At 72.4% G+C, this 25,361-nt stretch carries 23 protein-coding genes; 11 read left to right on the forward strand and 12 right to left on the reverse strand.

What is annotated here, in order from left to right; translation table 11 throughout:
* Nucleotides 1-2 precede the first annotated feature (2 nt).
* Nucleotides 3-845, forward strand: coding sequence for an amidohydrolase family protein (locus IEX69_RS16605; RefSeq protein ID WP_085018694.1), 843 nt, complete (start codon nt 3-5; stop codon nt 843-845).
* On the opposite strand, the gene IEX69_RS16610 is transcribed toward IEX69_RS16605, so the two are convergent.
* From IEX69_RS16610 to IEX69_RS16635, 6 genes are all read right to left on the reverse strand, one after another.
* A complete protein-coding gene (locus IEX69_RS16610) occupies nt 833-1,507 on the reverse strand; it encodes a GntR family transcriptional regulator (protein ID WP_085018695.1) in 675 nt (224 codons plus the stop codon). The two genes, IEX69_RS16605 and IEX69_RS16610, sit on opposite strands and share 13 nt — an antisense overlap.
* Entirely contained in the window at nt 1,504-2,124 is a 621-nt protein-coding gene (locus IEX69_RS16615) for an SGNH/GDSL hydrolase family protein (RefSeq protein ID WP_085018696.1), read from the reverse strand. Before IEX69_RS16615 ends, IEX69_RS16610 begins: the two co-directional genes overlap by 4 nt.
* Before the next feature lie 158 nt (nt 2,125-2,282).
* Nucleotides 2,283-4,289, reverse strand: a complete 2,007-nt coding sequence (locus tag IEX69_RS16620) for a right-handed parallel beta-helix repeat-containing protein (protein ID WP_085021337.1) — start codon at nt 4,287-4,289, stop codon at nt 2,283-2,285.
* A 73-nt stretch (nt 4,290-4,362) separates the two neighbouring features.
* Nucleotides 4,363-6,327 (reverse strand): DUF2264 domain-containing protein, encoded by a 1,965-nt coding sequence (locus tag IEX69_RS16625; protein WP_174604399.1) that lies wholly within the window; start codon nt 6,325-6,327, stop codon nt 4,363-4,365.
* Nucleotides 6,324-7,478, reverse strand: coding sequence for a substrate-binding domain-containing protein (locus IEX69_RS16630; RefSeq protein ID WP_229756394.1), 1,155 nt, complete (start codon nt 7,476-7,478; stop codon nt 6,324-6,326). Before IEX69_RS16630 ends, IEX69_RS16625 begins: the two co-directional genes overlap by 4 nt.
* Nucleotides 7,475-9,331 carry a heparinase II/III family protein gene (locus IEX69_RS16635; RefSeq protein WP_085018698.1) on the reverse strand — a complete coding sequence of 619 codons (1,857 nt, stop codon included), beginning with the start codon at nt 9,329-9,331 and terminating at the stop codon, nt 7,475-7,477. The genes IEX69_RS16630 and IEX69_RS16635 overlap by 4 nt, the downstream gene beginning before the upstream one ends.
* Nucleotides 9,332-9,580: 249 nt before the next feature.
* Between IEX69_RS16635 and IEX69_RS16640 the strand changes: the two genes are divergently transcribed.
* The 6 genes from IEX69_RS16640 to IEX69_RS16665 all read left to right on the forward strand — a co-directional run bounded on the left by IEX69_RS16640 (nt 9,581) and on the right by IEX69_RS16665 (nt 14,414).
* Nucleotides 9,581-10,609 (forward strand): hydroxyacid dehydrogenase, encoded by a 1,029-nt coding sequence (locus tag IEX69_RS16640; protein WP_229756395.1) that lies wholly within the window; start codon nt 9,581-9,583, stop codon nt 10,607-10,609.
* Nucleotides 10,606-11,304 carry a ThuA domain-containing protein gene (locus IEX69_RS16645; RefSeq protein WP_085018700.1) on the forward strand — a complete coding sequence of 233 codons (699 nt, stop codon included), beginning with the start codon at nt 10,606-10,608 and terminating at the stop codon, nt 11,302-11,304. The genes IEX69_RS16640 and IEX69_RS16645 overlap by 4 nt, the downstream gene beginning before the upstream one ends.
* Before the next feature lie 30 nt (nt 11,305-11,334).
* A complete protein-coding gene (locus tag IEX69_RS16650) occupies nt 11,335-12,699 on the forward strand; it encodes an alpha-L-fucosidase (protein WP_085018701.1) in 1,365 nt (454 codons plus the stop codon).
* 107 nt (nt 12,700-12,806) lie between these two features.
* Complete coding sequence (locus IEX69_RS16655) at nt 12,807-13,400, forward strand: sulfite oxidase-like oxidoreductase (protein ID WP_085021339.1); 594 nt, start codon at nt 12,807-12,809, stop codon at nt 13,398-13,400.
* The gene (locus IEX69_RS16660; protein WP_308420512.1) at nt 13,400-14,125 is read left to right on the forward strand and encodes a ferredoxin reductase; all 726 of its coding nucleotides are present in this window, start codon (nt 13,400-13,402) and stop codon (nt 14,123-14,125) included. The genes IEX69_RS16655 and IEX69_RS16660 overlap by 1 nt, the downstream gene beginning before the upstream one ends.
* A gap of 10 nt (nt 14,126-14,135) precedes the next feature.
* Entirely contained in the window at nt 14,136-14,414 is a 279-nt protein-coding gene (locus tag IEX69_RS16665; RefSeq protein WP_085021341.1) for a DUF6510 family protein, read from the forward strand.
* A 74-nt stretch (nt 14,415-14,488) separates the two neighbouring features.
* On the opposite strand, the gene IEX69_RS16670 is transcribed toward IEX69_RS16665, so the two are convergent.
* The gene (locus tag IEX69_RS16670) at nt 14,489-14,968 is read right to left on the reverse strand and encodes a dihydrofolate reductase (RefSeq protein WP_085018702.1); all 480 of its coding nucleotides are present in this window, start codon (nt 14,966-14,968) and stop codon (nt 14,489-14,491) included.
* Nucleotides 14,969-14,985: 17 nt separating this feature from the next.
* Entirely contained in the window at nt 14,986-15,792 is an 807-nt protein-coding gene (locus IEX69_RS16675) for a thymidylate synthase (protein ID WP_085018703.1), read from the reverse strand.
* A gap of 100 nt (nt 15,793-15,892) precedes the next feature.
* On the opposite strand from IEX69_RS16675, the gene IEX69_RS16680 reads away from it, so the two are divergent.
* Genes IEX69_RS16680 through IEX69_RS16690 form a run of 3 tightly spaced genes read left to right on the forward strand, consistent with a single transcriptional unit; the run spans nt 15,893 to nt 17,793 of the window.
* Nucleotides 15,893-16,102, forward strand: a complete 210-nt coding sequence (locus IEX69_RS16680; protein ID WP_085018704.1) for a hypothetical protein — start codon at nt 15,893-15,895, stop codon at nt 16,100-16,102.
* Complete coding sequence (locus tag IEX69_RS16685; protein ID WP_229756396.1) at nt 16,099-16,854, forward strand: YqjF family protein; 756 nt, start codon at nt 16,099-16,101, stop codon at nt 16,852-16,854. The genes IEX69_RS16680 and IEX69_RS16685 overlap by 4 nt, the downstream gene beginning before the upstream one ends.
* 54 nt (nt 16,855-16,908) lie before the next feature.
* Nucleotides 16,909-17,793: a hypothetical protein gene (locus IEX69_RS16690; protein ID WP_157127099.1), complete on the forward strand. Its 885-nt coding sequence runs from the start codon at nt 16,909-16,911 to the stop codon at nt 17,791-17,793.
* 207 nt (nt 17,794-18,000) lie between these two features.
* Here the strand turns inward: IEX69_RS16690 and ybaK are convergent, their stop codons facing one another.
* Genes ybaK through IEX69_RS16710 form a run of 4 tightly spaced genes read right to left on the reverse strand, consistent with a single transcriptional unit; the run spans nt 18,001 to nt 24,734 of the window.
* Nucleotides 18,001-18,495 (reverse strand): Cys-tRNA(Pro) deacylase, encoded by a 495-nt coding sequence (gene ybaK / locus IEX69_RS16695; RefSeq protein ID WP_085018706.1) that lies wholly within the window; start codon nt 18,493-18,495, stop codon nt 18,001-18,003.
* Nucleotide 18,496: 1 nt separating this feature from the next.
* Nucleotides 18,497-19,183, reverse strand: coding sequence for an alpha/beta hydrolase (locus IEX69_RS16700; protein WP_085018707.1), 687 nt, complete (start codon nt 19,181-19,183; stop codon nt 18,497-18,499).
* A 51-nt stretch (nt 19,184-19,234) separates the two neighbouring features.
* Entirely contained in the window at nt 19,235-20,014 is a 780-nt protein-coding gene (locus IEX69_RS16705) for a DNA-formamidopyrimidine glycosylase family protein (protein WP_085018708.1), read from the reverse strand.
* Nucleotides 20,007-24,734: an ATP-dependent helicase gene (locus IEX69_RS16710; protein ID WP_085018709.1), complete on the reverse strand. Its 4,728-nt coding sequence runs from the start codon at nt 24,732-24,734 to the stop codon at nt 20,007-20,009. The genes IEX69_RS16705 and IEX69_RS16710 overlap by 8 nt, the downstream gene beginning before the upstream one ends.
* A gap of 81 nt (nt 24,735-24,815) precedes the next feature.
* Between IEX69_RS16710 and IEX69_RS16715 the strand changes: the two genes are divergently transcribed.
* Nucleotides 24,816-25,355 (forward strand): NUDIX hydrolase family protein, encoded by a 540-nt coding sequence (locus IEX69_RS16715; protein WP_085018710.1) that lies wholly within the window; start codon nt 24,816-24,818, stop codon nt 25,353-25,355.
* Nucleotides 25,356-25,361: the final 6 nt, after the last annotated feature.

Raw genomic sequence — 25,361 nt, forward strand, 5'->3', positions numbered from 1 at the left:
CGATGACGACGGGGGCCGTCGATGCTCACGTGCATCTGTGGGACCTCGGGCGGATGCGTCTGCCCTGGTTCCGCGATGACCTCGGTCTCCCGTCCGTCGCCGATGTGGAGGATCTCGGGCTCGCGTCGGCGGACGCGGAGACCCCGGTCGGACGAGTCCGGTCGGCGATCGCCGTCCAGGCCGGAGACACGCGGGAGGAGCTCGACTGGGTGACGGCGCTCCGGCATCCCCTCCTCGCCGGAGTGGTGCGCCAGTACGTTCCGGACGAGCCGGTGCGATCGGGCCGGGGAGAGGAGTCGACACCCGTCGTCAGGGGGGACCGCCTGCGCGGCGTGCGCGTGGCGGTGCCGAGTCGCCGACCGGATCTCTCCGACGTGCCGGGTCTGGACGAGCTGAGCGAGCGCAGCGGCGCCGACGGCGCCGTCGTGGAGTTCCTGATCCGCCCCGAGCAGCTTCCGGCCGTCGCGGCGCTCGCAGCGCGCCATCCCGGCGCGCACTACGTCCTCTGCCATCTCGGGCTCGGAGCGGCGGACCCGGACCCGGTGTGGGAGGACGGACTGCGGATCGCCGCTGCGCGTCCGAACGTGCGCGCCAAGGTCTCCGGCCTCGTCACCGGTCCGGCCGGCTCCGCGGATGCCGAGCGACGGCTGAGGCGCTGCCTGGCCATCGCGGTCGACGCCCTCGGTGGCCGACGGCTGCTCTTCGGCAGCGACTGGCCGATGTCGGCCCGGATCGCCCCCTACGGCGGGATCGTCGAGCGTCTGCGCCGGGCACTGCCTCCCCTCGGGGCCGAGGAGACCGTCGCCCTGTGGGGCGGCACCGCGCGCGAGCTCTACCGGCTCTGACCCTGGCCGTCCTCCAGGAGCGTGCCGGCGGCGTGCGCGCGGAAGAGGTCGGAAGCGGCCTGGGCGTCGTCCCCGTCCAAGCGGTCGAGAAGGCTCCGGTGCCACTCGGCGACCTCGTGCCAGTCGCCGGCGAAGCTCGGGTCGCCGAGCACGTGCATGGAGCGAAGGCTCGGTTCGAGGATGTCCCACATCTTCGGGAGGTAGCTGTTCCCGCTCGCCTCGACGACGCTGCGGTGGAAGGTGAAGTCGAGCTCGCGGAAGGCGTCGAGGTCGCCGGCCTCCGCGGCCCCGTGCATCTGCTCGATGAGATCCGACAGGCGGGAGCGGTCGGCGGGGGAGAGGGCGCCGCAGGCCAGACGCCCCGCGATCGCCTCCAGCTCGGCTCGCGCGGCCTTGGCCTGCGCGAACTCCTCCTCGGAGTAGCTGGCCACGAAGTTCCCGAGGTGGCGCACGTGCGAGACCAGCCCCTCGTGCGAGAGCTGCTTGAGCGCCTCGCGCACGGGCGCCTGGCTCACCTGCATCCGCTTCGCCAGCTGCGACTCGACCAGCTGCTCGCCCGGGGGCAGCGTGCCGTCCTTGATCATCGACTTCATCAGCTCGTAGATCTGGTCGGAGAGCAGGCCCCGCTTGAGCCCCGCCAGCGAGGTGAACGGATCGGTCATGCGCGTGCCCTCCCGAGAGCGGCGTCGAAGGCGGTCAGCCAGGCGTCCGCGATGAGGCGGGATCCTGCCGGGGTCGGGTGCACGCCGTCGGGAGCCACGGCCGCAGCACCCCGCGAGGCCGCGGCCGCGGTCATGGCCTCGTGCAGCGGGACGAACCGAGCGCCTCTCTCCTCGGCGAGACGGGCCACGGCCGCGCGCTTGGGATCGAGGTCGGTCAGCCAGTCGCGCTGCTCGGGACGGGCGATCACGAGGTAGGGCTCCACGAGCAGTACCGTGGTCGCCGCCGGCACCGTGTCGAGCATCCTGCGGCAGGTGGCCTCGAAGTCCTCGACGCTCGTGGGGTCGTCGCTGTCGAAACGGCGCCAGGTGTCGTTGACGCCGACGTACACGGTGAGGACGTCGGGGCCCTCGGCGAGCACCTCGTCCGCCCATCGGCGCTCGAGGTCGACCGCGCGGTTCCCGGCGATCCCCCGATTGAGCACCACCGCACCCTCGTCACGGCGGCGGAGCTCGTCGGCCACGAGCGAGACGTACCCGTCGCCCAGGGACTCGTCGTCCGCTCGGTCGCGACCGGCGTCGGTGATGGAGTCGCCCGCGAAGACCAGGCGGTGGGTCATGGGTCTCCTTCGTCCTCTGCCTCCACCGGGCGCCTCCGGCCCACGTGGGGATCGCACCAGCATAATCGATAATCGCTGGATCCGGGCCGGGCCGGGCCGGGCCGGGAGGGACGGGACGGGACCGGCGTCCCGCATCCCGCCCCTCGCGCTCTCCGGTGTCAGGGTCGAGCACCCGCCGTCCACGGCGCTGCGCCGTACTGGAATGCCCCGAGGCTCGGCACGGCATCGGTCGAGCCGTCGTTCACGCCCGGCAGCGGGATCGCCGCGCCGCGCGCGGGCGACGAGGCCTGCAGCCGGTAGTCGTGCGCCGCGGCGTCCACGAACAGCGGATCGACGTCGACGAGGTTGTTCGACAGCTCCAGACCGCCGTCGGTCGCCCCGGCCAGTCCCGTGATCGGCCCGATGTTGTTGTAGATCTTGGTCCCGGTCGACTGACCGGGCTCCTTGACGTAGAACAGCGTCATCCCGCCGGTGTTGTTGTACACGAGGTTGTCGTGCGATCCGGTCCCGAGTCCGTTGAGCTCGACCGTGCCCTCGTGGTTGCCCCACCCGACGTTGTTGTCGATCTGCATGTCGCTCATGCCGTTGTCGGCGTAGATGCCCGAGATGCCGAAGGGGTAGACCCCGCCGGGCCGCGGGGTCGGGTCGTGCAGGACGTTGTGATCGACCCTCGTGCCCTCCATGTACGCGGAGCAGCAGGAGTAGATCGCCGCGGTGTCGACGGAGAGCGTCGCGTGGCCCGAGATGTCGTTGTACGCGATCCGATCCGGACCCGCCGTCGTGCCGGCCACGCCGTTCCACTGCAGGTTGATGCCGCTGCGTCCCATCCGCGCCATGGTGTTGTGCGTGACCGTCTGGCTGTGCCCCTGCACCGCGACCGCTGCGGCGTAGGTGCCGGCGTAGTCGACATCGGTGATGACGTTGTCGATCGCCGTGTTGCCGTATCCGCCGAGCGAGATCCCGTTTCCCGCGCTGTACTGCAGGTGGCTGTTCTGCACGGTGTTGCCCGTGCCCTTGATGATGATGCCGCTGGTCGTCACTCCGCGCGTGACGTTCGCGCCGCAGTCGGTGGCGCCCTGGGTCACATCCCAGTAGTGGCTGAGGTACCGGCCGTCGATCCCGTCGAGCACGACCCCGGTGCTGGTGTCGCCGGTGCGGATCGTCGCGCCGAACAGTCCGATGCCCTCCACGCGGATGTGGCTGGCCGCCGACAGGTCGAAGGCGAGATCGCGCACCTTGGCCTCGATCGTGTGTCCTGCCGGGTCGTCGTCGCTGTAGACGTACAGCCGCTTCGCGTCGGCGTCGTAGAAGTAGGAGCCGGGGTGGCCGAGCTCGCCGATCTTCCCCGACAGGCGGAACCACGTCTCGGTCGGCTCGACCTTGTGCACGCACGGCGGCGCGGTCGTCAGCGTGACCGACCCCGGCGACGACGAGGCGACGCTCCCGGTCGCGGTGACGTACCAGTACGACGTCAGGGCGCGTGCGCCGTCCCAGTAGCCCGCGGGTCGGGTGAGCGTGGAGTCGACGATGGTCGCGTTCGCGGTCCCGGCGTCGGCGCGCTCGATCACGGGATCGAGCAGGTCGGTCCCGGGGAACGGGAACGACGCCTCGATGTCCATCGAGCCATCGGTGAAGATCTGCGCCTCGCCTCCGGCGTCGCCGAGATCGACGGCGACGCTGTACGCCTTCCCCGCCGCGACAGCGTCGCTGAACAGGGAGTCGGCAGCAAACGGGTCCGTCGCGATGACACCCGCCAGCTGCGTCTGGTCGACGGGGGTGAAGCCGCTGAGGACCTCGGTGCCGCTGACGACGACGTCCGCGTCAGGCGCGGCCTGGAACGTGACGGGTGAGCCGCTTGTGCCCGACTGCGCCGGCGTGACGGTCTCCTCGTAGCGGCCCGTCTCGATCAGGCAGGTGTCGCCTGGCCCGGCCACGTCGGCGCAGGCCTGGATCGAGGAGAACGCGGACTGCACCGAGAGTCCGTCGCCTCCCTGGGCGGCGTCGGCGGACACGTGGTACGTCGTGCCCGAGGTGAGGCGGAGCCCCGGTGGCGCGGCAGCCCCCGCGGGGACGGCGGTGCCTGCGACGAGAGCGGAAGCGGCGAGGGCGGTCCCCGCGAGTCCGAGGACGCGACGGGACCGGGGGGAGGGCGACGGGATGGGCATCATTGCTCCAATCGATCGTTGATTATCGATAACTTATGAGCGACGCTCCGTCCCGTCAAGAGGGGACAAGGGCTCAGACCCGGACGCGACTCCGGCCGGCACCGGGCCATCGGACGTCGACCACGGTCTCTCCGTCGGGCCCGCGGACCAGGTCGGCGAGCGGAGCCGGGGGAGGGTCTGCTCGTCCGAGCCGCACGGCGACCGCCACGACGTCCGTGGTCTCGAGGGCCTCGAACTCGACCCAGGGCACGGCGCTCACGGCGCCCATCGGCGAGGTGCCCCGCTCGATGTGGACGCCCGTCCGGCCCGCACCCTGCAGGACCCTCAGCTCCGAGAAGGCACCGCCCGACCGCACGACCACGCGTCGGGAGCCGTCCATCCCGGGCTCCGTGCGGGCATCCACGAGCGGCCATCCGCTCACCCGCAACCGGACGGGCTCGTCGCCCTCGTCGGCGACCAGCCGGCGCACCACCCGCACCTCCCAGGGTCCGCGCACGACCGAGACCGTCCGCAGGGTCGGCCCGTCGGTGGTGGTGCCCCGGTATCCCCAGCCCACATCGAATCCGCCCTCCTCGACTTCGACCCAGTGCGTCCGAGCGGTCGAGCCCGCGATCGCTGCCAGACCGTCGTCGATCAGGTCCTCGGTGACGAACCCGGAGCGATGGGTGAGCCGCCCGCGCGGGTCCACGGCGCCGACGGCGTTGTCGACCGGGGACGACCGGGTCGTGCCGAGGAGCGGAGGGAGCGTCGTCGTCGAGTACCCGAGACGGGTGTAGAGCGGCGCGTCCGCGGTGACGAGCGCCGGCGAACCGTGGTCGGTGCCGTGGTTCACGACTCGGACGACGCCGTCGGCGACCGTCCCGCTGACGACCCACCCCGCGGGGCGGATGATCCGCCGTACGTCCTCGATCTCGACCGGAAGGGGCTCCTCCACCGCGGTCCACACCTCGTGATCCGCCCCGAGCGCCAGGCCGAGGAACCCCTTCGCCGCCCAGTACGGCGAGGCCGACCCGGAGTAGGACTGGGCGATCGCGGGCCACGCGTCGAGGAGGCCCACGGAGAGCAGGCCGTGGCGGTCCACCGCGCCCCTGTCGAGGAAGGCCCGGAGCATGCCGGACGCGCCTCGCCGGAGCACGCCGGGTCGCACCCGGCTCGCTCCGGTGAGGGCACCCATCCAGAGCGGCGCGGCGGCGGCGAAGCGGTAGGCCAGGCTCCGGCCCTGGAGCAGGGGCATGCCGTCCGCGCCGATCAGGTGCACGTAGTCGTCGAGGTAGTCGGCGAGCCGGTCGCGGAACGTGCTCCGCCGTTCGGCGGCGCCGAGCTCCTCGGCCCCGGGGGATCCGGCCCAGAGCATCGGGTAGAGGTGCATCGCCCACCCGCAGTAGTGGTCGAACGCCCGGAGCGGACCGTCGGCGTACCACCCGTCACCGCGGTAGTACGACTCGACGTCGGCCAGGTCCGCCTCGAGGAGACGCGGGTCGTGAGGCCGGCCCTCCCCGGCGAGGAAGGTCTGGACCGTGATGCGGAACCAGCGCCAGTTGTTGTCGGGGTACGCGCCGTGGGGGACGTCCGCGAGCCAGTCGAGCACGCTGTCCCGCTCGTGAGCCGACAGCGTGTCCCACAGCCAGGGCCTCGTCAGCTGGAGTCCCACGACGATCGAGGCCGCCTCGACCTTGGCCTGCGGCACGTCGAGGGGCGACGGCCAGCGCTCCGGACCGCCGGCCGCGCAGCCGGCGAGGAGGCCCTTCCGGTACCACTCCGTGAAGCCCAGCGGATCCGCTCCGCTCTCGCCGCGCATCCGGAACGCGAAGAGCAGGAACGACCGGGCGAATCCCTCGAGCCCGTCGCTGTCGCGTCCGTGCGCTCCGGTGATCCCCGGCAGCAGCAGACGGCTGTGCGCCGGGGTGGCGTAGGGGCGCAGCGCCAGGAGGAGGTGGTCGGCGACCGCCGCCCAGTGCGCCCTGGTCCAGCCCGTGCTCGGGGAGACCGTGAGGTCCTCCGGCGGCAGGTCGATGTGCGCGGGGTCGAACGGCGTCACTCGGCTCCGTCCTCGGTCCACGTCGTCCCACCCTCCGCCTCGGCGACGGACGCCGGATCGATGGCGCTCGGCAGCGACGACCGCCTCACGTGGAGCTCCGGTCCGAGCCGCACCCGGTGGGTGGGACGGACCTCGTCGGCTTCGATCCGGGACACCAGGAGGTGCACGGCCTCGCGACCCACCGACTCCTTCGGCGGACGGATCGCCGTGATGGCCGGGTCCCCGAACCGTGCGACATCGTCGTCGTACGCGACGATCGCGAGATCGTGCGGCACGCGGATCCCGCGGTCGAGTGCGTGCTGCTCGAGCGCGAGCGCCTGGGGATCGGGGAGGACGACGACCGCGGAGGTGCGCGTGCGCTCCAGGAGCTCGAGAGCGTCGTCCATCGCCTCGTCGCGACCCGGCGCGTCGAAGCGGATGCCGTCGAGCCTGGCCGCATCCGCGGGCAGCCCCAGGGTCTCGAGAGCCGACCGCCAGCCCGCCTCCACCGGCCCGCGACTGGGGTTGTCCCGCTGCGTGAACAACCCGATCCGCGTGTGACCCGCCTGGTGCAGATGTCGCACCGCGAGGCCCGCTCCGACCTCGTGGTCCGAGGCGACGGAGTCGAGCCGCAGCTCGGCGGCCTCAGCGGGCACCCGGCGTTCGGCGAGGACCACGGGGACCGGGAGCGCGTCGAGCCAGCGCAGGGTGTCGAGCGCCTCATCCCCGCTCGTGTCGGGCGCGACGATCAGACCGTCCAGGGCCGGGGTGCGGAGCAGGGCCTCCACCTGCCGCCGCTGATCCCGGGCGTCGTAGGTGGACGCGCGGAGCAGGATCGTGGTGCGGAGCCTCGCCGCCTCGGCTCGGGCGCCGTTCACGACCTGCGGCCAGTAGTAGTCCAGCGAGGGCACCACCATGCCGACGACGTACCGCGGGGCAGGACCGCTCGCGGCGATCCGCGTCGTGTCGAGGATGCTGCGCAGCGTCGCGCCGCCGTGCACGCGCGTGACGAGACCCTGCTGGGCCAGCGTGTTCACGTCGCGCCTCACGGTCAGCTCGCTGACGCCGAGCTGCCGGGCGAGCGCGCTGACGCTGACCGATCCGTTCTCGCGGAGCTGGGCCAGGATGCGCTCCCTGCGCTGGACGCCGTACAGCGGCTCTCCCGTGCTCACGACACGGCCTCCACCACGGTGGTCACGGATCCGGAGGGCTCCTGCAGCGGGTACCGGAGCCGCGTGAGTCGCGCTCCCCACACCGCCACCAGCTCCGGGTCGTCCAGGCGCCACTCCTCGAGGGTCGGCACGACCCCTCCGGAGCTGATGCTGATCGCCCGATCGTCGGAGCGCACCACGACGCGGTCGTCGACGATCCGCACGTCCCCCGCCGCCACCAGATGGAGGAAGGCGGCCGGAGCGCCGCCGGCGGGCTCGAGCCGCCAGGTGTCGACCACCTCGATCCGGCTCTCGCTGACCAGGTCGAACGATCGGAGCCATCGCTCGTCCTCGCCCAGCGGGTAGGCGCCCGTGAGGTCGAGACGCACTCCGGCACGAGCCGATCGGTCGACGCCCGTCGCGACGCCCGCCGTGACGAGCGGCTCGCCGTCCGGCGGGACGCCCTCCACTCTCGCGCCGACGTCGCGGCCCTCGCCCTGCTCGAGTCCGTGTGGCGCGGGGACGTTGTGCCAGCCGCTCTGCATGGCCCGGATGCCGTACCTCCCGGCGCTGAACGTCTGAGCCGTGTAGGTGGGCTTCCCGACGTCGACGAGGAGAGGCCGGCCCCCCACCGCGACGAGGAACGATCCGACGTCCTTGTGATTGTGGCTCTCGCCGTTGTCGCCGCCCTTCACCGCCAGCGTCAGACCGGAGGGATCGCCCTCGCGCTCGCGGCAGACCAGCACCTGCACCGAGGGCAGCCAGACCCGCCGCGGATACGGTGGCGCGGACGGCACGGCCTCCCGCCAGGAGGCGTCGACGAGCGCCCGCACGAGGCGCGGCAGCCCGCCCGTCGCGGAGGCGACGGGGTGACCAGGGCGCCGGGCGCCGCGAGCCCAGTCGACGACCCGTCGATCGTCCAGGACACGGCCCCAGTGGAACGCCACCTGCCAGGGCTCGCCCCCGCGGCTCCGCGCCCGGCCGTCGCCGACGTTCACGTACCAGTCGTCGCCCAGCTGCATCCGGAGCGGGAAGCGCAGCAGCTCGGCGACCAGGGGAAGCGCCGCGCCGTCCAGTCCGCCGAGCGTGACGCGGGACAGCAGGTCGAGGGCCTCGAGCATCCGCGCCGCGCCGTTCCACCAGTAGGTCACGCCCTCGTCGATCGCTCCGTCGGCGGGGAGCGTCGCGACGTAGCGGTCGAGGCTCTCGAGTGCTCGCGCGGTGAGGCGGGCGAACCGGTCCGCGTCGTCGAGGAGGAGCACGGCCGCCAGCAGCACGTTGCCGAGGATCCACGGGTTCCAGTTGTTGACCTCGCGGGAGTAGCCGAGCCACCACAGGTCGTCGCGCGACTCGAAGGGCGCCAGCACTCGCGTCTCGACCTCGTTCCGGATGCGGGCACGGAGTCCCGGCCAGCGGAGGTCCCAGTCCTCGCCGAGCAGTCTGTCCGCCACGGCGAGCTGCGCGGCGATCTCCCCGGCGCCGAGGTCGAGCGTCGGTGCCGACACGTCCGGCAGCAGGTCCCCTGTGCGGCCGTGGGTCTCGTCGTGGGCCGGGAGGCACCAGGTGCTCTGCTCGCAGAGCACCACGACCCCGTCCGCCGCCTCGTCCACCCAGGCGTCCGCGCGGGTGACGGCGGCGAGCACGGTGGCGCGAGTGAGCCTCTGCTGCCGTGCGTCCACCGCGCGCTCGTACTCCGTCCGGTCTCCGTCGCGGACGAACCGTGCGAACAGCGAGGCGGTCGGGTCGGACCACGGGTTCGTCCGCTCGGTCTCCGCCTCGTGCCGGATCCGGTCCAGGGTCGCGCTGTCGACCTCCTCCCACGCCCGGCGGTCGGCGGACGACGGCAGCCCTGTCCGGTCCCGCAGGCGATCCATCCCCACGGCCGCGAAGGTCGATCTGAGGGCAGGCTCGCGCATCCGCCCGCCCCACAGGGCGTAGAGCGGACCCCGGTGGGTTCCGGGAGGAGCGGGGTGTCGAGGCCGCGTCACGGAAGGCCTTTCTGCTGATCGGTCGATGATGTTCATGTTCGACTCTGAACGAATGATGTCGATCGGGCGGGACCGAGTATGGACTGTCTGGCGGGCCCGGGCAACCCGCTCCGGCCGGATCCGAGGACGACGGGGGTGACGGTGTCGATCGACGGCAGCAGACTCGCGGCGCTCGTGGTGATGGACCGGGACGCCTTCGACCGGCAGTTCGACGAGACTCGGCTGGCGCGCCTGGGAGGGCTCGCGTGCCTGCCGGACCCGATCTTCGTCGACGACCTCGACGATCCTGCGCTCGAGCGCCGGCTCGCCGAGGTCGAGGTGCTCCTCACCGGGTGGGGAGCACCCTGTCTCGATGCCGCGCGACTCGACCGGATGCCCCGTCTGCGCGCGATGCTGCACTGTGCGGGCAGCGTCAGGCCCCAGGTCTCGGAGGAGTTCTGGCGGCGCGGCATCCGCGCCACCTCCGCCGCCGAGGCCAACGCGGTGCCGGTCGCCGAGTACACGTTCGCCGCCCTCGTGCTGGCGGGGAAGAAGGCGCCGTTCATCGCCGCCGACCCGGCGGTGCGGCGCGACGACAGCAGGAGCATCGGGCGCTACGGAGAGCTCTCGAACGAGGGACGGACCATCGGAGTGGTGGGCTTCAGCCGCGTGGGCCGTCGGGTGGTCCAGCTCGTCCGGCAGCTGCACGAGGCGACCTGCCTGGTCGCCGATCCCGTCGCCGGCCCGGAGGACATCCGGGCCGCCGGAGGGGTCCCGGTCCCGCTCGAGGAGATGCTCCCGCGCGTCGACGTGCTGACGCTGCACGCTCCGGCCCTTCCCTCGACCCGGGGGATGATCGGCGCCGAGCAGCTCGCCGCGCTGCCGCCGCACGCGACCGTGATCAACACCGCGCGGGGAGCGCTCGTCGACACGGCGGCCCTCGAGCGCGAGTGCGCGTCGGGGCGGCTCAACGCGATCCTCGACGTGACCGACCCCGAGCCGCTTCCCGTCGACTCGGTGCTCTACCGTCTGCCGAACGTCATGGTGACCCCGCACCTGGCCGGCTCGCTCGGCTCCGAGACGAAGCGGATGACCGACGCGGCTCTCGACGAGCTCGAACGGTACGTCTCGGGCGAGCCGCTCCGCTTCGAGGTCACACGCGACGACATGAGGTTCAGCGCGTGAGCGAGGGCTCCGGACGGTCCCAGCGTGCCCTGCTCCTGTGCGGGGCGGGCCGGTACGCCGACCCGTGGCATCCGTTCGACGTCACCGCCGGTCGACTGGCCGAGCTGCTGTGCGATGAGGGGCTGACGGTCGAGGTCACCGGTGAGGTCGACGATCGGATGGCGGCCCTCGCCGACTCCGACGACGTCGACCTGCTGGTGCTCGACATCGGCGACCCCGCGCTCGCCGGCCGACTCGATCCCGAGGCGGACGAACGGGGGAGGACGGGGCTGCTCGCGTACCTGCGCCGAGGCCGGCCGCTCCTGGCGATGCACGTGTCGTCGACCTCGCTGCGGGGTGTCCCCGAGTGGGAGGAGATCCTCGGCGCGGTCTGGGTGCGGGGCCGCAGCTTCCACCCCGAGTACGGCGAGGGGCGGGTCCTGGTGCACGGCGACCGTCACGAGGTCGCGACCGGACTGTCCGACTTCGACGTGGTCGACGAGCTCTACACCGAGCTCCGGGTGCGTCCTGACGTCGTGCCCGTTGCCACCCACCTGCACGACGGCCGCGAGCATCCGCTGATCTGGCCGCGCACCTTCGGGGACGCCCGCGTCGTCTACGACGCCCTGGGGCACGACGCCGCGTCGTTCGACGCCCCGGTGCACCGGGAGATCCTGAGCAGGTCGGTGCGCTGGCTGCTGGATCGCCCGCGATGACCCGATCGCCCACCACGAGAGGAGCCGACCATGGCGATGTTCCACGCCGAGCCCGTGCGGCCCGAGCACTACCGTCGGTTCGAGCACACGGTCCCGAGCTGGTTCACCGACGCGAAGCTGGGCGTCTTCGTGCACTGGGGACCGTACTCCGTGCCCGCCTGGGCCGAGCCCATCGGCGAGCTCGGGACCATCCAGGAGGGCTGGTACGCGCACAACCCCTACGCCGAGTGGTACGCCAATACGATCCGGATCCCGGGCAGCCCGGCCGCCGAGCACCACCGGAAGACGTACGGCGACGCCCCGTACGACGACTTCCTCGACGCGTGGCGACCCGATCGCTTCGACGCGGAGGACCTCCTCGCGCTGGTGGCGAGCACCGGCGCCCGGTATCTCGTGCCGACCGCGAAGCACCACGACGGGGTGACGCTCTGGGACGCTCCCCACACCGGCGGGCGCGACACCGTGTCCCGCGGTCCCCGGCGCGACCTCGTCGGCGAGCTCGAGCGCGCGACCCGCGCCGCGGGACTCCGCTTCGGCGTGTACTACTCGGGCGGACTCGACTGGCACGCCTCCGACCTCGGCCCCATCGTCGAGGACACGCACGGGTTCCTACGCCCCGTGGACGCCCGGTACGCGGAGTACGCCTACGACCAGGTCGTCGACCTCATCGAGCGCTACCGGCCCGATGTGCTCTGGGGCGACATCGACTGGCCGGATGCGGGCAAGCCGAGCGGGCCGTTCAGCCTCGAGCAGCTGTTCGAGCGCTTCTACCGAACCGCCCCGGAGGGAGTGGTGAACGACCGCTGGGGCGAGACGCACTGGGACTTCCGCACCAGCGAGTACCAGCTGGGCGGCCGGGTCGAAGGCGCGGCGGCGTGGGAGCACTGCCGGGGCATCGGGCTCTCGTTCGGGCACAACACGCAGGAGGACGAGACGCACACGCTGAGCGGTCCGGATGCGGTGCGGACGTTCGTCGACATCGTCTCCCGGGGCGGCAACCTCCTGCTGAACGTCGGACTCACCGCCGCCGGCTCGGTGCCCGACCTGCAGCGCCGCACCCTCGAGCACCTGGCCGCGTGGAACGCGGTGAACGGCGGCGCGGTGTTCGGCAGCCGACCCCTCGACCCCTCGATCGCCGCTCCCTCGGACGCGCCCTGGGCGCGCTGGACGCGCAGCACGGAGGGCTCGGCGGACACCGCCCACCTGATCGTCGACGGCGTCGGGCCGGTGCGGCTCGGTGGCGTCTCCGATCGGATCGACGTGGCGAGCGCCCGGCTCGCCGACGGCACGCCCGTGCCGGCCTCGCGGGACGGCGAGGCGATCCTGCTGGTACTGCCGACACCATCCCTCGAGGGGCCCGCGCTCGTGAGCTTCCCGATCGTCGGCGAGAGCTGAGCCCCAGGGGCGACCGTGACCCTCGCAGGGCCCCCGAAGCGTCTCCGCGCCTCTCGCGGGAGAGGGGTCGGCCTCTGTACGCTGGGATGACGAGCGAGGAGGGCCTGATGGGCGTCATCTCACGGGGATTCGGTTCGAGGCGGCGGGAGAGCGATCCGCACCTGCCCCCTGGGCAGTACCTGACCGAGGACTTCCCGGTGCTGTCGGCGGGCCCCACGCCCGCGATCGACACCGCCGACTGGAGCTTCACGATCGTCAACGAGACGGGCGACCGCACCTCGTGGTCGTGGGCCGACATGATGGCGATGCCGATCGACGACATCGGCACCGACATCCACTGCGTCACGCGCTGGTCGAAGCTCGGCACGCACTGGCGCGGAGTCTCCCTCGACCACTTCTTCGAGAAGGTCAAGACGAGCGACGCGTACACGATGGTGCACTCGTACGGCGGCTACACCACGAACGTCCCGCTCGAGGACCTCCTGGACGGCAAGGCCTGGATCGCCTTCGAGTTCGAGGGCGAGCCGCTCGACCCCGAGCATGGTGGCCCCGCGCGTCTGCTCGTGCCGCACCTGTACTTCTGGAAGAGCGCGAAGTGGGTCAACGGCATCCGCATGCACTCGAACGACGATCCCGGGTTCTGGGAGCAGAACGGGTACAACATCTACGGCGACCCCTGGAAAGAGCAGCGGTACTGGTAGTGGCGATCGTCTCCGACTGGTCCACGGGCACGGTGTCGGGCGGCGAGAAGATCACCCCGACGGGGCGCATCCTCCGACTCGACGTGCCCTCCTGGCCGGGCAACCTGCCCGGGCAGCACCTCGACCTCCGGCTCACGGCCGACGACGGCTACCAGGCCGTCCGCTCCTACTCGATCGCCTCGTACGGACCGGGCACCACGGTGGAGCTCGCCGTCGACGAGCTCCCCGACGGTGAGGTCTCGCCCTACCTCGTGGAGGACGTCCAGCCGGGCGATCAGCTCGAGGTGCGGGGCCCGATCGGCAACTACTTCGTCTGGCGCGAGCAGCAGACCGAGCCGGTGCAGCTCATCGCGGGCGGGTCGGGCATCGTCCCGCTGGTCTCGATCGTGCGGGCGCACCAGGCGTCGTCGAGCGCGGCGCCATTCCGGATGATCTATTCGGTGCGAGCCCCGGAGGACGCCTACTACGCCGCTGAGCTCGACTCCTACTCGGGCGACCGCTTCAGCCTCGAGTGGGTCTACACGCGGACGACGCCGGCCGGATGGGCGCGGCCGGCCGGCCGCATCGACCGGGCCGTGATCGAGGCGTCCGCGCTGCCCGCCTCCGACGACCCGACCGTGTACGTCTGCGGACCGACCGGCTTCGTGGAGGCCGTGGCCCGCATCCTGGTCGACCTCGGGCACGACCCGGGCCGCGTGAAGACCGAGAGATTCGGAGGGGCGTGAGATGCCGGCGATGCATCCGAGGACGGGCGTGGTCGACGTGGGGCGGGTCGACGGCAACGCCGCCGCGGGGCCGCTGAGCGAGCTGTTCTGCTTCGACGTGACGATGGCCGTGGGGGAGTGCGGGCACTGCGGCGACCGCAGCCCGCTGGCCGAGGCGGTCGCCGAGCTCGACGACGAGGGCGTCATCGTGATGTGCCGGGCCTGCGGCCACACCATGCTCACCTACGTGCGCTCCGCCGCCGGTCGCTCGCTGCAGCTCACGGGTCTCCGCTCGCTCACCGTCTCCTGACGCGCGTCCTCCCGTCGCTCGTCACGGAATCCGGCGAAGCGGTGCCCCTGGGGGCGTCGCTTGCGCGTCTCCCGTTATGAACGACGTCGGTAGGTGACGAAGCGGTAGCGCATCCCGCCGCTCGACTCCTGCCAAGCGCCCGCCTCGGGCGTCCACTCGGGGCCGATCGCGGGGGCCACCGTGTCGCCCTCCACGGAGGCGTCGACCTCCGTCACCTCGAGCACGTCGGCCGAGGGGAGAGCCTCGCGGTAGATCTCACCGCCGCCGATCACCCAGACGTCGCCCCGGCGGCCGGACAGCGCCTCCCCGACGGAGTGCGCCACCCGCGCACCCTCGGCGCTCCAGGAGCGGTCGCGCGTGACGACGACGTTCTCGCGCCCCGGCAGGGGACGGAACCTCGGGGGCAACGAGTCCCACGTCCGGCGCCCCATCACGACGACGGAGGAGCCGGTGACCTCGCGGAAGTGCGCCATGTCCTCGGGGATCCGCCACGGGATCCCGCCGTCGGCGCCGATGACCCCCTCGCGGGACTCCGCCCAGACGAGCCCGATCACGTTGGACGCGCCCAGGGTCAGACCGCGACCGCAGCGCGGATCGCGGGGTGGTGCTCGTAGCCGACGACCTCGAAGTCCTCGTACTCGTAGTCGAAGATACTCGGGCGCTCTCGCGAGATGACGAGGCGGGGGGAGGCGAAGGGGGCGCGCGACAGCTGCGTCTCGACCTGCTCCACGTGGTTGTCGTAGATGTGGCAGTCGCCGCCGGTCCACACGAACTCGCCCGGCTCGAGACCGGTCTGCGCGGCGACCATCATCGTGAGCAGCGCGTAGCTGGCGATGTTGAACGGCACGCCGAGGAACATGTCGGCGCTGCGCTGGTAGAGCTGGCACGACAGCTTGCCGTCGGCCACGTAGAACTGGAACAGGGCGTGGCAGGGGGCGAGCGCCATCGAGGGGATGTCGGCGACGTTCCACGCCGAGACGATGATGCGGCGCGAGTCGGGGTTCGAGCGCAGCTGTTCGATCACCTGGCTGATCTGGTCGATGTGCTCGCCGTTCGGCGTGGGCCACGACCGCCACTGCACCCCGTAGACCGGTCCGAGGTCGCCGTTCTCGTCGGCCCACTCGTCCCAGATCGTGACACCGTGCTCCTGGAGCCAGCGTGCGTTGCCGTCGCCCCGCAGGAACCAGAGCAGCTCGTACGCGATCGACTTGAAGTGGACCCGCTTGGTGGTGATGAGCGGGAAGCCCTCGGCGAGGTCGAATCGGATCTGCCGACCGAACACGCTGCGTGTGCCGGTGCCCGTGCGATCGGACTTGTGCGTGCCGTTGGTGTAGACGTCGCGGAGGAGGTCTTCGTAGGGCGTCGGAATGCTGCTCATCCCTTCAGAGGGTACGTGCTGACGCGCCGCCGCGCCATCTTCGCTCGGGTGTCGGCGCGGCTCGCTACGCTGAGGCGTCAGGACGACGGATCGGAGTGCCATGAAGCGGGTCAACATCTTCTACGGAGGGCGTCAGTACTCGTTGTCCGACCGCGAGATCGGCGAGCTGCAGGCCGAGATCGCCGCCGGGATCGCGTCCGCTCAGCCCGCCTGGCTCGAGGTGAACGTGGGGGAGGGGCGCTACCAGCCGGCGCATCTCCTGCTGACTCCGGGCGTCGACCTCGTGCTGGTGCCCATCGAGGGCGAGTGACCGCTCCGCACGGGCCGTCGCGGCAGGCTCCGCCCCTCCGGCGGATGCTGCACGAGCAGGACTGGCAGTCGCTGGCCTTCCTGCACTGGCGCGCCGATCCGGCCGTCGTCGCGCCGCTCCTTCCCGCGGGCACCCGGCCCGACGAGTTCGACGGCTCGACCTGGGTCGGGCTCATCCCGTTCCGCCTGGCCAACGCCACCGCGCCCGGCCTGCCCGGGCTCGGGCCCATCCCCGTGGTGGGCACGTTCCCCGAGGTCAACGTGCGGCTGTACTCGATCGACGAGCGGGGCCGGCACGGCGTGGTGTTCCGCTCGCTCGAGTCGTCGAGCCTCGGCGCCGTCGTCGCGGCCCGGGTGCTGTTCGGGCTGCCGTACCAGTGGGCCGACATGTCGATCACCACGGATGCGCGCGGCGTGATCCGCTACCGCTCCGTCCGGCGGGGCCAGGGCGGTCTGGGAGGCCGTCGCGGTCCCGCATCCGCCGTCGACGTGGTGCCCACCGGGAGGGATCGCAGCGAGGACGAGCTGGCGGTCTTCCTCACGGCGCGCTGGGGTCTCCACATCGAGCGCCGGGGGAGGACGCTCTTCATCCCGAACGAGCATCCGCCGTGGCGGGTCGAGACGGCCGAGCTCGAGCACCTCGACGACGAGCTGCTGGCCGCCGCAGGCCTGCCGGGGCTCGCCGAGCGGGCGCCCGACTCGGTGCTGTTCTCGCCGGGCGTGCACACCCGCTTCGGCCGCGCGCTGCGATGAGGTGTCTGGTGGCTCAGGCCTCCGGGTCGCTCGTGGTTTGAGAGGATGGTCACGATGATCGATCCCACCGACCTCGGCCTGCTCCTCGACCTCGACGGACCGGTCGCGAGCCCCGTCCACCGCCGCATCGTGCACGACTCGATCGCCGACGACATCGTCGCCCTCGTCGATGCCGGCGCCGTCGTCGTCTTCAACACCGGGCGTTCCGACGCGTTCGTCGCCGAGGTGATCGTGCCCGCTCTGGCCGCTCGCGGCATCCGCCCCGGGCGACGGGTCATCGGGGTGTGCGAGAAGGGCGGCGTCTGGTTCCACGTCACCGCCGACGGGATCGGGGAGCTCACCACCGACGAGGCGTTCCGCCCTCCGACCGCGGTGGTCGACGGTGTCGACGCGCTCGTCACCGAGCGGTACGCGGGCACGATGTTCTTCGATCGCACGAAGCGCACGATGATCTCCGTCGAGCAGCGCACCGACGTCGAGTCCGCGGACTACCTCGCCGTCCAGCCCGCGTTCGACCGCGACGTGCTCGAGCTCTTCCGTGAGCACGGCACGGGCGTCGAGCTCGGCGGCGATCGCGCGCCGGATGCGGCCGGCGAGGTCGACTTCCGCATCGACCCCACCATCATCTCCACCGACATCGAGTCCGTGAGGGTCGGCAAGGACCTCGGCGCCGAGCGCGCGGTGAGCATGCTCGAGGCCGATGGCCTGCCCGTGCCCCGCCGCTGGTTCTCGATGGGCGACTCGCCGAGCGACTACCGCATGGCCGACTGGATGCACGACACCGGCCGCGAGGTCACCCACGTCGACGTCCGCCCCGTCGCGGTCGTCGAGAAGCCCTACGAGGTCCTGCGCCCCGAGGACGGCCTGGTCAACGACGACGCCGGCGCCCACTTCCTCCGCCGCATCCGCACCGCCGCCCTCGGCTCCCCCGAGTCCTGAGGGTCCGGCCGACGTCCGACCGCGGCCAAGTACCCGTGCCCCATCCGGACGAGCGGCGCGGGGCGGGATGGGATGGGCGTCGAAAGGTACCGTCAGCGCGAAGGTGACGCGATATACGCGCTGTGTGTGCTCTCAGGCGACCTTTCGACGGTCACCCGCGGCCGCGAGGGCCGCGGCCGGGAGCCCCCTCGACCTAGCGGAGAGCGCTCAGGTGCGGCGGATGACGGCGAGGGTGCCGCGGGTGGCGGCGAGGAGGTCGGCGGGGGCGAGCTCGAGGTCGAAGCCGCGGCGGCCTCCCGAGACGAACACCGTCTCGAAGCCCGACGCGCTCTCGTCGAGCACCGTCGGCAGCGGCGTGCGCTGGCCGATCGGGCTGATCCCTCCGACGACGTAGCCCGACTTCCGCTCCGCCACCTGCTGGTCGGCCATCGCGGCCCGCTTCGCCCCGAGCGCTCCGGCCAGGGCCTTCAGGTCGAGCAGGTCGCCGACCGACACGATCCCGATCCCGAAGCCCGCGTCCGTCTCGACCATCAGCGTCTTGAAGATCCGGGCGGCATCGACGCCGAGCTCGCGGGCGGCCTCCGCCCCGAAGTCGGTGGCGCGGGGATCGTGCGTGTAGGTGTGCGCCACGTAGGGCAGACCCGCGCGGACCAGCGCCGTGGTCGCCGCGGTCGTCGGCCCTGCGGCCGCCTTCTTCGCCACGTCAGCGGGCGAGGCGGAGGGCCGAGGTGAGGAAGGCGGCCACGTCGCCGAGCTCCTCGCCCGAGATCGAGTGGGCGATCCCCGGGTACTCGCGCACCGTCGCGCTGAAGTGGCCGGGGAGGAACTCCGCCGTCCGGACCACCGCCGAGTGGGCGATGATCGGGTCGTTGCGGTCGAAGCCCCAGAACAGCGGAGGCTTCGTCTGCGCGAGCACCTCGTCGCCGGGGAACGTCGCCGAAGCGGAGAACCCCGAGAGGTTCACCCCGGCCGAGAGGCGGTCTGGCGCGCTGCGCAGGAGCTGGATCGACATCGCGCCGCCCTGCGAGAACCCCATCGCCGCCACCGCCGGGGGTGTCCCGTACGCGGACTCGACCCGGTCGAGCCAGGCGAGCACCGCATCCGCCGCCGGGACCAGGACGTCGGCGGAAGGGTCGCCGGGGACGCCGATCGGGAACCACTCGAACCCGTTCACGACCGGCTGCGGGCTCACCAGCGGCGCGCGCAGCGAGGCGTAGACGGCGCCGGCGGGCAGGTAGCCGAACAGCCCGGCGAGATCGCGCTCATGCGACCCCTTGCCGTGCATGACGATCACCAGCGGATGCGTCGCGAGCGTCTCGCGGCGAGCGTCGGCCGGAACCGACCACACGACCAGGTCGTCGTCGATGAGAAGCGGAGTCGAGTCAGCCACCCTCCGACCCTACCGGGGCACCGACGCCCGCAGCGCACCGGGAGGAGTGCCTCAGCGCTGGCAGTGCGGGCACCAGTAGGTGTCGCGCAGCTGCAGCTCGTTCGCCCCGGTCTGGTCGTGCCGGATGCGCGTGCGGCATCGTCGGCAGGGGCGGCCCTCGCGGCCGTAGACCCAGTCCTGCATCCCGGGACGGGTGTCGCCCGTGAAGGTGCGGTCGACGCGGTCGCGGTTGGCGAGGATGACGCGCTGGGCGAGCTTCACGACCCCGGCGAGATCGGGCACCTCGCCGATCGGGCGGTGCGGGTCGATGCCGCGGAGGAAGCACACCTCGTTCGCCAGCTCGTTGCCGAGCCCTGCCAGGTTGCGCTGATCGAGCAGCGCGACGACGACGGGACGCGCGGGATCGGACGAGAGGCGCAGCAGGGCTTCGCCCTCGTCCCAGTCCCGCCCGAGGAGGTCGGGTCCGAGATGGCCGACGACGTCATCCTCCCGATCGCGCGGCACCACCTCGACGATCCCGAGGTCGAATCCGACCGTGACCCAGTCGGCGTTCTCCAGCACGATCCGCGCCGCGTAGGCGGGACGGCGCCACTTCGTGCCGTGCTTGTAGATGTGCCAGCTGCCCTCCATCTTGAGGTGGGTGTGGATGCTGACGTCCCCCACCCGCGTGAGCAGGTGCTTCCCACGGCTGACCACCTCGTCGACGGTCTGCCCGACCAGGTCGACGGTGGCGAAGGTCGGCACCCTGATGTCGCTCACCGTCAGCGGCCGACCGGACAGCGCCTGATCGAGGTGCACCGCCGTGCGGTAGACGGTGTCTCCCTCAGGCACGGAGCCTCAGCCCCCGGGGCGTGCCCGTGAAGCCCGCCGCGGCCAGGGCGTCTCCGACAGGGGTGCCGAGCACGAAGTCGCCGTTCGCCCGCTCGACGGCCAGCCGGTCGATCCTGCCGCCGCGCACCGCCTCGGCCACCGAGGAGGCGGCGAGCGCGAGCACAGCAGGGTCGTCGCTGAAGGAGAGCATGCTCTTCCCTCCCCGCTCGAGGTAGAGCGCGAGCTCGCCGTCGACGAGGGCGACCAGGGCGCCCGCCTTCCTGCCGGGTCGGTGACCCTCGACGGACGGCCACGGCAGGGCAGCGCCGTACGGATTGGCGGGGTCGGTCGCGGCGAGCGTGAGCGCCGTCGGTGCGTCGTCGCGCAGACGGTCTCGCCCGATCGCGTCCGGAGCGAAGCCCCGCAGCCGATCGATCGTGCCGCCGGTGGCGAACTGCGCGGCGCCGAGAGTCTCGATGAAGTAGCCGCGACGGCAGCGGGCGCTCTCCTCAAAGCGGCTCAGCACCCGGTACGCCAGAGCGAACCCGCCCGGAAGGCGCTCGTTCATCACCGAGCCCCGTGTGACGACCCCGTAGCGGTCGAGCAGCAGCTCGGCGCTCGCGGTGGCGCGGATGGTCGCGTCGCTGGCCGGCTCGGGCAGCAGCGACCACCGCCCTCCCGCCGTCGGTGGACCGACCCGCGTCTGCATCGTGGCGCGCGGGATCGCCCGGCCCCGGTACATCCGCGACCGCGGAGCCGCGCGGCGGGTGCTGTGCGACGACGAGCCCGAGCCGGTGAGCGTGCGGAGCGGCGCGACCGTGTCGTTCGTGACGAGGCCCGCCCAGACGAGGTCCCAGAGCGCCTCGACGATCGCCGCGTCGTCGGGGACACGGTCGGGCAGCTCGGCCGCGACGTGGTCGGCGAGGCTCCGGAAGAAGTACGCGCCCCCGCGAGCCAGGGCGGCGAGCAGCGCCCGGTGCACCTCGGTCTCGTCGATCTCCTCGGGAGCGACCGCGGTGACCGGCAGGGAGTCGTAGGTGTGCAGCGCCACCCAGCCGTCGCTGCCCGGCAGCGTGCCGCGGCCCGTCCACACCACCTCGCCGGAGGCGGTGAGCTCGTCGAGCATCGCGGGCGAGTAGTCGCGTACGCGGGCGGGCAGGACGAGGGTCTCCCACGCGGAGGCGGGGACGGGCACACCGGCGAGCTGCTCGATCACCGTGAGCACCCCGTCGACGCCGCGGAGGCTCCCGCCGACGTGCTGCCACGCCGGGAGGAAGCGTCCGAACGTCGCGGTGTCGACGGGCTCGATCTCGTGCCGGAGCGCCGCGAGCGAACGGCTGCGGAGGCGACGCAGCACCTCGGCGTCGCACCACTCCGTCGCGCCCGCCTGGCCCAGGCGCTCGGCGTCGGCCGAGACACCCGTCGGCCGGAACTCACCCTCGACCAGTCGGCGGTCGCTGGCCAGCCGACGCAGCGCATCCTGCACCACCGACACCCCGAGCCCGAATCGGGTCGCCGCCTCCGTCGCCAGGAACGGGCCGTGGGTGCGGGCGTAGCGGCTCACCAGGTCGAGCACCGGTTGCTCGACGGGCGCGATGAAGGCGTCGGGCACGCCGAACGGGATGGGGACGCCCAGGGCATCTCGGAGGCGGCCTGCGTCCTCGATGGCCGCGACCTCGTCGCGCCCGGCGATGCTCACCCGCAGCGCGCGGCGGGAGGCGACCAGCTCGTCGACGACCTCGCCCACGCGGGGAGCGAGGTCGTCGAGGCTGCGCTCGGCGATCTCGGCCTCAGAGAGCGGACCGAGCAGACGCAGCAGGTCGGCCACGCCCTCGAGGTCGCGGGCGCGCCGGTCGGGGGCCAGGCGTTGCAGCTCGCGCTGGGTCTGCTCGATGACGTCGGGGTCGAGCAGCTCGCGCAGCTCGGCTCGGCCCAGCAGCTCGGAGAGCAGGCTCGGGTCGAGGGCCAGCGCTGCCGCCCGCCGCTCGGCGAGCGGGCTGTCGCCCTCGTAGACGAACGAGGCGACGTACCCGAACAGCAGGCTGCTCGCGAAGGGCGACGCGGTCTGGGTCTCGACCTCGACCACCCGGACTCGACGCGACTGCACGTCGCGCGCCAGGGCGAGCAGCGACGGCAGGTCGTAGACGTCCTGCAGGCACTCGCGCACCGTCTCGAGGATGATCGGGAACGTCGGGTACTTGCGGGCCACCTCGAGCAGCTGCGCGGACCGCTGGCGCTGCTGCCAGAGCGGTGAGCGTCGTCCCGGGTTCTGTCGGGGGAGCAGCAGCGCGCGCGCCGCGTTCTCGCGGAAGCGCGAGGCGAAGAGGGCGGATCCGCCGACCTCGTCGGTCACGATCTGCTCGAGCTCGGCCGGTTCGAAGAGGAACAGCTCGGCCGTGGGCGGGTCGCTCTCGGTGTCGGGCATCCGCACGACGATGCCGTCGTCGCTCGCCACCGCGTTCGCCTCCACCCCGAAGCGCTCGCGCACGCGGGCGTTGATCGCCAGGGCCCAGGGCGAGTGGACCGGCATCCCGTAGGGGGAGTGGAGGACGACCCGCCAGTCGCCGAGCTCGTCGCGGAAGCGCTCGACGACGAGCGTCCGGTCGCTGGGGACGCTGCCCGTCGCCTCGCGCTGCTGGCTCACGAACGCCACGAGGTTGGTCGCCGCGCGCTCCTCGAGCCCTGCGGCGCGGGCGCGCTCGAGCGCGGCCTCCGGTTCGTCGGCCGCGATCGTGCGGGTGAACTCGCCGATGGCGGCGCCGAGCTCGGCCGGGCGGCCGAGGCCCTCGCCGCGCCAGAACGGGAGGCGCCCGGGCTGCCCGAACGCGGGCAGCACGAGCACGCGGTCGTGGGTGATCTCCTGGATGCGCCAACTGGTCGCACCGAGGGCGAAGACGTCGCCCACGCGGGACTCGTAGACCATCTCCTCGTCGAGCTCGCCGACGCGTCTGCCCGGGGCGGAGCGCGCGGGGGCGGGGGACTCGGGACCGGCGTCCGTCGGCTCGCCGCCGACCATGAAGACGCCGAACAGGCCGCGGTCGGGGATGGTGCCGCCGCTCGTCACCGCGAGCCGCTGCGCGCCCGGTCGCCCGGTCAGGGTGCCGGCGTCGCGGTCCCAGACCAGGCGCGGCCGCAGCTCGGCGAACTCGTCGGAGGGGTACAGCCCCGAGAGGAGGTCGAGGGTGGCGTCGTAGGCCGAGCGCGGCAGACCCGCGAACGGAGCGCTGCGACGCACGGTGTCGAACCACTCCTCGACGTCGATCGACTCGAGCGCGCACGCCGCGACGGTCTGCTGCGCGAGCACGTCGAGCGGATTGGCGGGGATCGCGATCGACTCGATCAGCCCCGACGTCATCCGCATCGACACCACGGCGCTGTGCAGCAGGTCGGCGCGATGCTTCGGATACAGCAGGCCCTTCGAGATCTCGCCCACCTGATGGCCGGCGCGACCCACCCGCTGCAGGCCGCTGGCCACCGACGGGGGCGCCTCCACCTGGATGACGAGGTCGACGGCGCCCATGTCGATGCCCAGCTCCAGGCTAGAGGTCGCCACGACGCAGCGGAGCCGACCGGACTTCAGGTCGTCCTCGATGAGGGCGCGCTGCTCCTTGCTCACCGAGCCGTGGTGCGCCTTCGCGAGCACGAGCTCGGCGCCCGCCGTGCTGCCGGCCTGGCCCATCAGGGCGGCGGGCGGTCGGGTGGTGGCGGGTGCGGCCGCCCCGCCGGCCGCGGCGTCCGGGCTCAGGCTCCGGCTTTGGCTCGGTCCGCTCGGCGACAGCTCGCGCAGCTCGGCGTCGGCCTCCTCGGCGATGCCCAACCGCTCCGTGAAGATCTCGTTCAGCCGGGCGGTCAGCCGCTCGGCCAGACGCCGGGAGTTCGCGAACACGATCGACGAGCGGTGCTCGAGGATGCGGTCGACGATGTCCTCTTCGACGTGCGGCCAGATCGAGCCCTGATCGGGTGCCGAGGCGCCCGCCGCCGACCCCTCGAGGGTGTCGAGCGAGGGGATCTGGGTCATGTCCTCCACCGGCACCACGACGCGGAGGTCGAAGGTCTTGGTCGAGGGCGGAGCCACGATCGACACCGGCCGCCCGCCCGAGAGGAAGCGCGCCACCTCCTCGCGCGGTCGCACGGTCGCCGAGAGGCCGATGCGCTGGGCCGGGGTCTCGAGCAGCGCATCCAGTCGCTCCAGGCTGAGGGCGAGGTGCGCGCCGCGCTTGGTGGCGGCGACGGCGTGGACCTCGTCGACGATCACGGTCTTCACCGACGCGAGCGACTCGCGCGCGGCCGACGTGAGCATGAGGAACAGCGACTCGGGGGTCGTGATGAGGATGTCGGGCGGCGTCTTCGCCAGCGTCCGTCGCTCCTGGGCCGGGGTGTCGCCCGAGCGGACGCCCACCGTGACGACCGGCGGTTCGGTGCCGAGCCGCTTCGCCGTCTGCGTGATGCCGACGAGCGGCGACCGCAGGTTGCGCTCGACGTCGACGCCCAGCGCCTTGAGCGGGGAGATGTAGAGCACGGACGTGCCGTGCCCCTCCTCCCGCTTCTCGGAGGTGAGGCGGTCGATCGCCCAGAGGAACGCGGACAGGGTCTTCCCGGATCCCGTCGGCGCGACGACGAGCGCATCCTGCCCGCCGGAGATCGCCTCCCAGGCGCCCTCCTGCGCTGGCGTCGGCTGCGAGAACGCGCCACGGAACCACTCCCGCGTGGCGGGGGAGAACCTGTCGAGCACGTCGCCCATCCCTCCATCCTGGCCCGCACCTCCGACACGGCCACCGCTGTTCGCCCACAGCGGGTCGCCCGCGTCGGGTAAGAATGGAGCATGACGGTGCGCACTCCAGACCCCAACTCCGGATGGCTGAGCGACAGCGAGCTCGAGGAGGTCCGGCGGCGGATCCCGCTGCTCTACGTCGAGGCGGTCCCCGTGCGCACCGACGGCATGGGCCAGGTGATCGAGGTGGGCGTGCTGCTGCGCGTGGGTGCCAGCGGCACCATCGCCCGGACGCTGGTCTCGGGTCGGGTCATGTACGGCGAGACCATCCGCGACGCCCTGTTCCGCCACCTCGAGAAGGACCTCGGGCCGATGGCGTTCCCGCAGCTGCCGGCGAGCCCTGTGCCGTTCCAGGTCGCCGAGTACTTCCCGCTCCCCGGGGTCTCGACCTACTACGACGAGCGCCAGCACGCCGTCGCGCTGGCCTACGTCGTCCCCGTCACGGGCACCTGCGAACCGCGTCAGGATGCGCTCGAGCTGACGTGGATGACGCCGGCCGAGGCGGCGTCGGATGCGGTCGCCGCCGAGATGGAGGGCGGCCGCGGAGCGCTGCTCCGAGCCGCGCTCGCGTCCGTGGGCCGGCTGGCCTGAGGCCGA

Origin of the sequence: Cnuibacter physcomitrellae (assembly GCF_014640535.1) — a bacterium.
Lineage (GTDB): Bacteria > Actinomycetota > Actinomycetes > Actinomycetales > Microbacteriaceae > Cnuibacter > Cnuibacter physcomitrellae.